This is a genomic window from Dechloromonas sp. HYN0024, from assembly GCF_003441615.1.
GTDB lineage: Bacteria > Pseudomonadota > Gammaproteobacteria > Burkholderiales > Rhodocyclaceae > Azonexus.
Window position 1 is genome coordinate 345,067 of the sequence record NZ_CP031842.1, and the last position, 10,765, is coordinate 355,831.

10 protein-coding genes and 1 pseudogene are annotated in these 10,765 nt (G+C 58.3%); 4 read left to right on the forward strand and 7 right to left on the reverse strand.

What is annotated here, in order from left to right; translation table 11 throughout:
* Positions 1-57: 57 nt before the first annotated feature.
* The 4 genes and pseudogenes from HYN24_RS01735 to HYN24_RS01750 all read right to left on the reverse strand — a co-directional run bounded on the left by HYN24_RS01735 (position 58) and on the right by HYN24_RS01750 (position 6,214).
* Positions 58-1,572 carry a response regulator gene (locus tag HYN24_RS01735; RefSeq protein WP_117607668.1) on the reverse strand — a complete coding sequence of 505 codons (1,515 nt, stop codon included), beginning with the start codon at positions 1,570-1,572 and terminating at the stop codon, positions 58-60.
* Entirely contained in the window at positions 1,569-2,492 is a 924-nt protein-coding gene (locus HYN24_RS01740; protein ID WP_117607669.1) for a response regulator, read from the reverse strand. Before HYN24_RS01740 ends, HYN24_RS01735 begins: the two co-directional genes overlap by 4 nt.
* Complete coding sequence (locus tag HYN24_RS01745; protein WP_117607670.1) at positions 2,485-4,401, reverse strand: ATP-binding protein; 1,917 nt, start codon at positions 4,399-4,401, stop codon at positions 2,485-2,487. Before HYN24_RS01745 ends, HYN24_RS01740 begins: the two co-directional genes overlap by 8 nt.
* Positions 4,398-6,214, reverse strand: a pseudogene (locus tag HYN24_RS01750) (ABC transporter ATP-binding protein/permease). Before HYN24_RS01750 ends, HYN24_RS01745 begins: the two are co-directional and overlap by 4 nt.
* Before the next feature lie 103 nt (positions 6,215-6,317).
* Between HYN24_RS01750 and HYN24_RS01755 the strand changes: the two are divergent.
* From HYN24_RS01755 to HYN24_RS01770, 4 genes are read left to right on the forward strand one after another with little or no spacing between them, the layout of a single operon-like run.
* On the forward strand, positions 6,318-6,731 hold the full coding sequence (locus tag HYN24_RS01755) for an acyl-CoA thioesterase (RefSeq protein WP_117607671.1): 414 nt from the start codon (positions 6,318-6,320) through the stop codon (positions 6,729-6,731).
* A gap of 45 nt (positions 6,732-6,776) precedes the next feature.
* Positions 6,777-7,961, forward strand: coding sequence for an OmpP1/FadL family transporter (locus HYN24_RS01760; RefSeq protein WP_117607672.1), 1,185 nt, complete (start codon positions 6,777-6,779; stop codon positions 7,959-7,961).
* 21 nt (positions 7,962-7,982) lie between these two features.
* Positions 7,983-8,480 carry a DUF2802 domain-containing protein gene (locus HYN24_RS01765; RefSeq protein ID WP_117607673.1) on the forward strand — a complete coding sequence of 166 codons (498 nt, stop codon included), beginning with the start codon at positions 7,983-7,985 and terminating at the stop codon, positions 8,478-8,480.
* Positions 8,481-8,488: 8 nt separating this feature from the next.
* On the forward strand, positions 8,489-9,283 hold the full coding sequence (locus HYN24_RS01770; protein ID WP_117607674.1) for an SPOR domain-containing protein: 795 nt from the start codon (positions 8,489-8,491) through the stop codon (positions 9,281-9,283).
* A gap of 4 nt (positions 9,284-9,287) precedes the next feature.
* On the opposite strand, the gene HYN24_RS01775 is transcribed toward HYN24_RS01770, so the two are convergent.
* The 3 genes from HYN24_RS01775 to HYN24_RS01785 form a co-directional block, all read right to left on the reverse strand.
* Positions 9,288-9,605 (reverse strand): hypothetical protein, encoded by a 318-nt coding sequence (locus HYN24_RS01775; RefSeq protein WP_117607675.1) that lies wholly within the window; start codon positions 9,603-9,605, stop codon positions 9,288-9,290.
* Positions 9,606-9,695: 90 nt separating this feature from the next.
* A complete protein-coding gene (locus HYN24_RS01780; RefSeq protein ID WP_117607676.1) occupies positions 9,696-10,238 on the reverse strand; it encodes a hypothetical protein in 543 nt (180 codons plus the stop codon).
* Entirely contained in the window at positions 10,239-10,673 is a 435-nt protein-coding gene (locus tag HYN24_RS01785; protein ID WP_117607677.1) for a hypothetical protein, read from the reverse strand.
* Positions 10,674-10,765 lie beyond the last annotated feature (92 nt).

Genomic DNA, 10,765 nt, shown 5'->3' on the forward strand with positions numbered 1-10,765 from the left:
GTGAATAAAAAGGCCGGATATTCCGGCCTTTTTTTCGTCTCCAAATTCAATTTCCCTTTACGGGCAATCGATCAGCATCAACGAAATATCGTCGCTCGCTATGGCCGTACCCTGATGCCCGGCCAGCGCCGCTTCGATTTTGGTAAAACGATCCGTAGGCGACGTATTGGCAGTCGCTGCAATCAGTCGCTCGACGCCGAACTGAACACCCAGTGGATCGGTTGCCTCAAGGAGTCCATCCGAGCACAGGACCAACTGGCTTTCATCGGACCAGCTGAAGTGCAGTGGATCACCGCCCAGTTCGTCGTTGCCGACGATGCCCAAGGGGAGATTGATCGAGGGGAAGGTGGTAGCGACGCGTCCCCAGCGATCGAACAGGAAGGCTTCCGGCGTGCCGCCGACCCAGATGTCGCCTTGCTTTTCGGCTTCATTGAGACAGACCAGGGTAACGGCGACGAAACGTCCGATAGGCATCGATTCCTTGAGCTGGTGGTTCAGTTCAAGAACAATTTCGCGAATTGGCCGGTTCAGTTTGGTCATTCTGTAGAACAGAGCCAGAACGGGTAGCACGCTGATGGCGGCGGTCAGGCCATGTCCGGTGGCGTCCGCCAGCAAGGCATAGAAGAGCCCCTCCTGGGAGCGATTGGCAGCGACGATATCGCCGCTGAAATTTTCTGCAGGAATCACCGTATAGCGCAGGCGGTTATCCTGTAGCCCTTTGCGGTGCAATTGCTTTTCCATCAGACGCAAGGCCAGATGCTGTTCGGCTTGGGTCTGGTCGTAATAGTCCTGAAGCTGGCGCGCATTTTCACGAAGTTTTTGTTCGGTGCGTTTGCGTTCGGAGATATCGCGAATGACGCCGACACTCATGGCCTGGTTATCCAGTACGACTTGAGAAACAGTGATGGTCGCCGGGAAACTATGACCGTTTTTGTGTCTCGCCTCCAGCTCCAACTCCTGCCCGAACGCAACGTCAACGGATGTATCGGCCGTTGTCGGGCGTTCCGGGACGAGCAAGCCCATATTTTTCCCGATGAGCTCCGCGGTGCTCCAGCCGAAAATACGCTCGGTTGATTGGTTAACCGAGACGATGACACCCTCCGCGTTGCTGGTGACAATGGCATCAATCACATTATCGGAAATCGCCTGGACACGGCGCAGGGAGTCAATGGACTCCTGCTGCATGGACAGCGAGCGTTGCATCGAACGAAGCTTGGCTTCGAGCACGACGAAATTGATTGGCTTGGTCAGGTAGTCATCGGCACCGGCGTCGAGACCTTCGACAAGATTCTCGTCGCGGTTCAGGGCCGAAAGAAAAATCACCGGTGTCCATCGGTCACGAGCCATTGCCTTGATCCGACGAGCCGCTTCGAAGCCATCCATGACCGGCATCATGATGTCGAGAAGGACCAGGTCGGGTGATTCCGCTTCAAACTTGCGTACCGCCTCCTCGCCATTCTCGGCAATGATGACTTCATGCCCGAGCTTTTTCAGGAACACCTGCAGGATATGCAGATTGGTGCGGTTGTCATCAACCGCCAGCACTTTCATCTTGTTGGCCAGCGAAGTCATGATTGACCTCCTGGGGTGTCCTCGGTGCGCCGGGAAATCGTTGCTATGGCGATATTGCCGCAGCCTTCATATGTGAGGTTGCTGAAACTCAACATGCGGGCCAGGGCGATGCCCCGCCCATTCGGGTCAAAGGCGCGTTCTGGGTCGATCTGGAGATAGTTCCGCCAGTCGAATCCACATCCCTGATCGGCGATGCGAAGACTGATAGAGTCGCCGTCGCGGTGATAGCTCAAACGAACCGACTTGCTTGCATTCTCGGGCATGGCGGCGCGACGGAGTACTTCCTCGTGCCAGCGGTCTTCTTGCTTTAACTGGCTTTTCTCGGCATAGGTCAGGCCGAGGTTGCCGTGTTCGACCCCGTTGATCAACAGTTCGGAAATTCCCATCACCACGGCTTCGGGGTTCGGGCAGGCATGTGCGATGAATGAGGCGAGCTGGCCTGCATCTTCGACTGAGCGGATAGTAAATTCAGCTTTTTCGAGAAATTGCAGCGAGTTGATGTGTTGATGCAACTGCTGGCTGAGCGCGTTGCGGGCATTGGCATCGCTGAGGGCGGCATGAACAATGGCGAGCAGGCTGTCGCGGCGATACGGCTTGGTCAGGTAGTAGTAGGCCCCGGCTTCGAGCCCTTCGCGAATCTGCTCGGGTGAGTTGGCCGCCGTCTGCATGATGACCGGAATGCCGGCCAGACGTGGATCTCCCTTGATGCGCCGGAGCAGCCCAATGCCATCAAGCCCGGGCATCATGCGGTCAAGCAGAATCAGTTTGAAGTTGTTTTCAGGATTTTGCAGCAGTTCCCATGCGGCCTCGCCGCTATCGGCTGCTTGCAGTGAGAAAGGTTCTTCACCGTCGAAATACTCAACCAGTATCTCCAGGTTCAGTTCCTCGTCGTCCACCAACAAGACGCATGTTTTAGTCATTTTGTGTAGATTTCCCCATCCAGAAATTCAATGGCAGGGTAACGACGAAACAGGCGCCCTGCTCTGGATTGTTGTGCGCAACAATCGTACCACGGTGTTGTGAAACAATTCCCCGGCAAATCGCCAAGCCCAGTCCGGTTCCACCAGCGCCACTCTTGGTGGCGCTGCTTTGGACAAACTTGTCAAAAATGGACTCCAGTTCATCCTCGGGAATGCCTACCCCCTGATCGATAAATCTCAACGCCAGCGCAGACTGCATGCCGCTATCCGCGGCCCGGCGACCGGCCGGCAGTAGGGCGCTGGTCAGTTCGACCCGTATTGTCCCGCCAACCGGGGAAAACTTGATGGCATTCGACAGCAGGTTGCAGATGACCTGGGTAATTCGATTGATGTCCGCCGTGAGCTTTATCCCTGTTGTCTGGGTGATGATGTCCAGGCGCAATTGCCGGGACAGCAGGAGCGGTTCGAGTTGCGCCCCAACTTGCTGCACCAGTTGCTCGGCGTCGAAGGTTTGAGGGTGCAATTCAACCTGGCCGGCATCGAGTTTCGAGAGGTCGAGCAACTCGTCGATCAGCGAGAGAAGTCGCTGACCGCTCTGATCAATGCGCTCGAAATACTGGGTGATTTTCGGGTCGTTGAGATCCTTGGTGCGCTTGAGACCGAGTTCAACGAAGCCGAGAATCGCATGCATCGGCGTATTCAACTCGTGCGACATGTTGGCGAGGAATTCGGATTTTGCCTGGCTGGCCGCTCTGGCTTGCTTCAGGGCACCGTCAAGACTGGCTGTGCGCTGGCTGACCAGGTCCTGCAGGTGATCCCGGTGCTCGCTGAGTTCGCGGGTCAGCCTTTGGGCGTAACGTTCGGCTCGGTCACGATGGCTGGTTAGGTAATATACCAGGAGGGCCAGGAGCAGACTGCCGAGCAGCCCTCCGTAGAGGATCAGGGCTGGGGTGTCAAATCCCGGGTTGCTGGTGCGTTGAGCATGGAAGTGAAGCACCCAGTTACGTCCCCCGAAATCGATCTCGTGATGGAGGAGCGGCGAGGCGGAAAAATCGTAGCCCGGATCAGAACTGTAGATCAATGTCGGTGCTGCACTATCGGGGGCGTCGGCGGACAGTGACTCATCGAAAATCTGCATCGCGAAGCGACTGTTGAGTGGCAGCTTGAAGGAGCCCATGAATTCGTCGAAGCGATAAGCGGTAAGGACCACCCCGGCGAAGTTCCGTTGGTTCGAATCGGGTTGGCTGGCGATGAATTGATCGTCAAAAATTGCCTGAACCAACTGGAAACCCGGTCGCTTTGCGCCCTTGTCGGTTTGCAGTTCGATGGGGGCCGTCATGGCGATGTCGCCAGTCAGGGCGGACCGGAGAATGGCGTCGCGCCTGCCCTTTTCGGAGAGCAGGTCAAAGCCGAGAATCGCCTCGACAATCGGTGATTCGGGTGCGATGAAGCGGAGCGGAACAGCGAGGCTGGCGCCGGGGAGTGGGGTCGGGAAAATGGCGTGGCGGTCAGATCGAAAGTCGCCAGAGCGGGCGGCGACATGCGGGGTGTTGAGGTGGAGGGCTGGGGCATAGGCAAAGGCGAACATCCCGGCCAGATTGCCGTCGACTTCGATACTTCGGGCAAAGCGCCGCCAAACTGCCTTGTCATGGCTAGGTGCTGCGCCAGCAAAGGCGTGTAATGAGCGGAGAAACTGGCCGTGCAGATTGAGGCGCTCGCGAATTTCGGCGGTAATCGCCGCGCTTTCCTGGTTGCTGGTCAACTCTTCTGCCTGAATCTGGAGGCGGTACTGCCAGTGCCAGGTAGCCAGCGTGGACAGGGCCAGTAGCAAAAAGGTGGCGACCGGCAGCAACCAGGTGCCGCGGTTCAGCTTTCGGCGAGTATTGCGATGGGACGCTATGGCGATCACTGCGCAGCCTCCTCCTGTTCATTCTTTTCCTGCTGTTGCATCGTCCACATCCGGGCATAGTTGCCATTGGCGGCAAGCAGTGCTGCGTGGCTTCCCCGCTCGATGATGCGGCCTTCGTTCATGACTAGGATTTCGTCGGCATTCATGACCGTGGACAGGCGATGGGCGATAACCAGCGTGGTATGGCCAATGGCGACCTGCTCAAGCTGGGTCTGGATGGCACGTTCGGTCGCCGAGTCGAGGGCCGAGGTGGCCTCGTCGAAAATCAGGATGGGCGGGTTCTTGAGGAGGGCTCGGGCAATGGCAACCCGTTGCTTTTCGCCACCGGACAGTTTCAGGCCACGCTCGCCAACCCGGGTTTCGTACTTGAGCGGTAGCGACTCGATGAATTCGTGCAACTGGGCGGCACGTGCTGCCGCAAAGACTTCCTCACGGCTGGCATCGGGCCGACCGTAGTTGATGTTGTAGAAAATGGTGTCGTTGAACAGCACGGTATCCTGCGGGACGATACCGATCGCCGCGCGCAGACTGCTTTGCCTGAGCGTACGCAGATCGTGGCCATTGACCTGGATGGCGCCGCCTGTGACGTCGTAGAAGCGATAGAGCAGTCGTGACAGCGTTGACTTGCCGGCTCCCGAATGGCCAACGACGGCGACGGTTTTGCCGGGGGGATGGCAAAGCTGAGATTTTTCAGGATCTGGCGGTTCGGCTCATAGGCGAAGTCCACAGCATCGAAATTGATCTGCAAGGGGCCTGTTGGCAGGTCGCGGGCATCGGCGGCATCGGCAATTTCCCGGTTTTCGTTGAGCAGCTTGAACATCCGCTCGATGTCGGTGAGTGCTTGCCGAATTTCGCGATAGACGATGCCGAGGAAATTGAGCGGCATGTAGAGCTGGATCAGGAAGGCATTGACCAGCACCAGATCGCCGATGGTCATCCGGCCATCGACGACGCCGCTGGCGGCTCGCCACATCATGGCCGTGACGCCGAGGGCAATGATCGCCTGCTGGCCGAGGTTGAGGAAAGCCAGAGTGGTCTGGCTGCGCGTTGCCGCTTCTTCCCATTTGACCAGTTGCTCGTCGTAGCGCCGGGCCTCCCAGGATTCATTGTTGAAATACTTGACCGTCTCGTAGTTGAGCAGGCTATCCACGGCGCGGGTGTTGGCGGCGGAATCGTTTTCATTGACGGCGCGGCGGATATCGATGCGCCAGTTGCTGACCTTGATGGTGAAGACGATGTAGGCGGTGAGTGAAAGCAGCGTGATGACCACGTAGCCCATGTCGTACTTGACGAACAGAATACCGAGGACCAGCCCGATTTCGACCAGAGTCGGCAGGATCGAATAGAGCGTGTAGGAAATCAGGCTGGAGATCGACCGGCTGCCGCGTTCGATATCACGCGAGACACCGCCGGTCTGCCGCTCGAGATGGAAACGCAGGGACAGGGCATGGAGGTGGCGAAAGACTTCCAGCGAAACCTGGCGGACGGCCCGCTGGGTGACCCGGGCAAAGAGGATTTCGCGCAATTCGGTGAACAGGGCGGTTGAAAAACGCAGCGTGCCGTAGAGGATCAGCAGCAAAATCGGCAGGGCGAGCAGTTGCTCGCCGCCCGAAAGTCCATCGATCATGTCCTTGAAAACAAGCGGAACGCCTACGTTTGCGACTTTGGCACCGATCAGGCAGCCCATCGCCGCGAGGACGCGCAGGCGGTAGCGCCACAGGTAGGGGAAGAGCGTGCGCAGGGTGAGCCAGACGTGGGTTTCGGGCAACGCTTGCCCGACTGGCGGTTTGGGAAGAGCGGTGGCGCGACGCATGCAGGAGCCTGACTGGATTTGAGGTGACGATGAATTATGTGAGTATATGAAAACTGCCCGCTTTCCGGGAAAATTCGCACATATTTAACATTTTGGATAAATCATGGCTGCCGACCGCATTACTCTCCCCAGCAAGCATTCCACGTTGCGCGTCGTACCCATGCCGGCCGACCTCAATCAGAACGGTGATGTCTTCGGTGGCTGGGTCATGGCCCAGGTTGACGTGGCCGGTGCCATTCCTGCCATGCGCCGGGCGCGCGGCCGGGTGGCCACGGTCTCGGTCAATTCTTTTCTGTTCAAACAGCCGGTTTCGGTCGGCGATATTGTCAGTCTCTACGCTGAAATCGTGCGCGTAGGAAACACGTCGATCACCGTCAAGGTCGAGGTTTATGCCGAACGAAATTACGCTGCGCCAATCATCGTCAAGGTGACTGAAGCCGAACTGACCTACGTGGCCATCGATAGCGCCGGAATGAAGCGCGAGGTTCCGCCCGAAAATATGCCGTTTATGGATTAAAATCCGGTAGTTATCCAATTACCCCGCCTGTAAGGGAGCAATCCAATGAATAAAATGATCCTGCGTACGGTTCCGGCGCTGTTGCTGCTGGCCTTTTCCGGTATGGCTTCGGCTGGCGCCTTTCAGCTCATGGAGCAGAATGCCAGCGGCCTCGGCAATGCCTACGCCGGTTCCGCTGCCGTGGCCGACAATGCCAGCACGATTTTCTACAATCCGGCCGGGATGACCCAGCTTGGCAATGGCATCCAGCTGTCGGTCGGCGTTGCCGGGGTCGGGCCGAGTTACGAATACCGCGACACGAGCGGCGTCAAGTCGGGCGGCGATGCAGGTGGTTGGGCCGCAGTGCCCAATGCCTATCTGTCGGGACAGCTGAGCAAAGACCTGTACCTGGGCCTGGGTATTTCGGCACCTTTTGGTTTGGCGACGGAATACGATGCCGGTTGGGCCGGTGCTGGGCGGGCCCTCAAATCTGAAATCAAGACGGTTAATATCAATCCTTCTCTGGCCTATCGGGTTACCGACAAGGTGTCGCTTGGTTTTGGTTTGAATTACCAGACGATCGAGGGCGAACTGACCAAGACGGGTGCAATCCTCAAGGCTGACGATACCTCCTGGGGTTGGAATGCCGGGGCGTTGTTTACCCTGTCGCCAGCGATGCGGCTTGGTATTTCATATCGTTCAGCCATCAAGTACAAACTTGAGGGGACCCTCAATGGTGCCCTTCCGGTTAATGCCGATGTCAAGTTGCCGGACACCTTCATTCTGTCTGTTTGGCAACAGGTTTCCGATCGTTGGGAGGCCATGGGCGATTTGTCATATACGCGCTGGAACTCCCTTCAGTCCCTAGATGTGCGGAGAAGTAGCGATGGTTTGTTGTTGTCCAGCGAACCCTTCAAGTATGAAAACTCCTGGCGTTTCGCGTGGGGCGCTGGTTACAAGGCGACCGACAAGGCCAAACTCAAGTTCGGGATTGCCTTTGATCGTACGCCGGTTCGTGATGAATACCGCACCGCCCGTGTGCCGGATAACAATCGCCTTTGGCTGTCGCTCGGTGCTCAGTGGAATGCTGGCACTTATGGAAAATTTGATCTGGGATACTCCTATCTTTACGTCATCGACCCCAGCATTTCTCAGCCGGCGACCACCGTCCCGGTGGCGCTTCCTGCCCTTCAAGGCAAGTACGATGCCAGTGCCCACATCGTCGGTGTCCAATACTCGGTGGGTTTCTAAGCTGGCGGGTCAGGGGCCACTGTGCCGGCGCTTGAACTGGGTGGCGTGACGCTGGGTTTGCGCGAGGGCGTGATCGTTCTGATCACGCTGGTCGCCATCTACATTGTCTTCGTGCTGGTGCGCATGCTGCGTCTGCGTCAGCGCACCCAGGTTGCCGAGCCGGCACCCCAGGTGGCGCCGACGATTGATTTGCCGCCGGCGGCCGACGATGCCGAAGGCGACTGGGCCCAGGCCTCCGAGGAGTTGGCGGGAGAGACCTTGCGCAGTGGTCTTGAGCAGGAAGTCGCCCAGATGCGCGACGAGGTCGATGCCATTCGTGGCGAACTGGCTGCCCTGCGGGCCGACATGCAGCAGGAACTGGCCCATCTGCGGGCCAGCCAGACGGTTTCTCCCATTTATGGCGATGCAATGCAATTGGCTGTTTCGGGTTACGATCCGGCGGCGATTGCCGAGCGTTGTGGTATCGCCCGCGCCGAGGCTGAACTGGTCGTGGCGCTGGCCAAAAGTCAGGAGCGTTGAGGGTGGCGATGGTCGATAAAACGGATGTGGTCGAAGGCGAGGCCGGGGCTGGCGAAATTCGCAGCAAGCTGATGGCGCGTCTGGCCGTGGCTGGCGTGCTGGTTGCCGCACTACTCGGCGTGCTGGCCTTCTTTGACTATCTGGCGACAGCCCCCGACGAGTCGGAAGAGCAGGTCTTTACCAAGCCGGTTCCCGTTGCCCCGAAAAAAGCCGTCTCACAGCCGGTAACGCCGGCCGAAAACCCGCCGGCACCGCCCGCTGCGGCGCCGGAAAAAGCCGAGACTCCGGTTGAGCCTCCGCCGCCGCCAAAGGTTGAGGCACGGCCGGAAGCACTGGTCGAAACCCGGCCAAAATCATCAGCTCCGGCGGTTGCCCACAAGACAGCGCCATCATCCGTTGCAGTTCCAGTTCCAGTTCCAGTTCCAGTTCCAGTTCCAGTTCCAGTTCCAGCGCCAGTCCCCGAAGCCACGACTGCACCGTCCAACATTCTGCCGCCGCAACGTTCCGCGGCGCCAGCCGAGCCGCCGCCACCGAAAGTGGCAAGCCACCCTGTCGACGCGCGCCCGGCCCCGGCAGTCTCCCGTCTTTTCTCAGGGTTTCTGTTGCAGGCGGGGGTCTTCTCGAGTGTCCAGCGTGCTGAGGAACTGCATGCGCGGCTGACCCTGAGTGGTGTCGCATCGACCCTCGAAACGCGCGTTCAGGTCGGTCCGTTCAAGACCAAGCAAGAGGCCGAGGCCGCTCAGGCCAAACTCAAGGAACTGGGCGTCGAAACCATTCTCGTGCCGCCCAAGGGCAAGAATTAAGCGCTCACGGTAGACCCGGCAGATTCGGACGCGGCAGGCCAAGACTTTGCCGGATGTCGCGGTGTAACTGCATGGGCGACGGCGATGGCGCCGTGTTGTAACGGCGGTCGTCGTAATATCTGCCGCCCCGGTCTTCGTAGTAGCGGGGAGCCGAGTTGTAGTAAATCGTCCCGCTTGGTTGGGCATATCCCGGATAAGTCTGGACATAGACCGGCGGTGCCCGGTGATAAGCCGCCGGGTAGGGTGCGACCGCGCAGGCACCGAGGCTACCGATCAGGATGGTGGCGAGGCCAAGGCGGAGAAACATTTGCTTGTAGGTCATGGGGGAAAGTGTCCGGTGATTACCTAAGCAAATAACGCGGACACTCCCTGTCCGGCATACGTCGATGCCGGGCGAAGGTGTAACAAATCGTTAGAGATTCAGTTCGGCAATAGCCTTCAGACCTTGCTCGATGTTGTTCCGGGTCGCGGCTTCAACCGCCATGCGCAGTCGTGTCACGCCGGCAAAGGCCTCACCCATGGTCGCCACGCCGGTGGACTTGACGGATTTGCGCAGAGCTACCGAGCGATCGCTGGTTTTTGTCAGTGACCAGGCGGTTTCCATTTCCACAGTAAACGTTGCCCCAAAGAGAGGCTTCGAAAGGGTGGTCAGTCGTACACTTAATTCGTAGTCACCATTGCTGCCCTGGACGATGGTCTTGAACAGCTTGCTCTGGCTGACAGCATCCTCGATGGCCGCTTTCAGGTCGGCATCGGAAATGTTGCTGCTGTCCATCGCGCCGGTTTGGGCGCCACCGCCGGTCTGCACACCGAGGCTATGGGGGAAGTGCTTGCTGATCGAAATGTTCTTTGGCGTCATGGCACCACGATCGGCTGGCGAGGCGCATCCGCCAAGAAACAGGGCAATGGCGGCGATGGCCAAAACGGCACGGGGTGACGGTGCGAGTTGGTACATTTATTTCGCTCCCTTATAGATGTTGTCGACCACTTCGTTGACCATTTCCTTGGGGGACAGGCGGGTCAGCGAGGTATGGAAGGAGTTGCCGGTGGCCAGCGGGTAATCGGTTTTCGGGTCGCGGATGGTGATGGTCAGTTCCAACATGTACATGGTGATATCCCACATCCATTTGTCGATGTAGGTGACGACGGCGTCAACATTGGAGGTCGGGGCACCGCTACCGGTAGTGACGGTGACGCCCTTGCTGCGCAGTTTGTCGGCGATCAGATTGTAGGTGTTGTCATCCTTGTCCACCTGCTTGACATACATCGTCTTGAGCGACGACAGGTTTGCCGATGGATCGACGCTTCCTGTCGCCCGGTTGACGGCACAGCCGGTACTGAGGGTGACGACGAGCCCAAGCAGCAGCCCCAGTTTGATGATTTTCCTCATGGCAACCTCCGGTTATGGATCATTGAAGGAGAGATTATGCCATTCGGAACTTCTGGGTTTGATCCAAAGCAGACAGTCTTCAATTTTCGCGA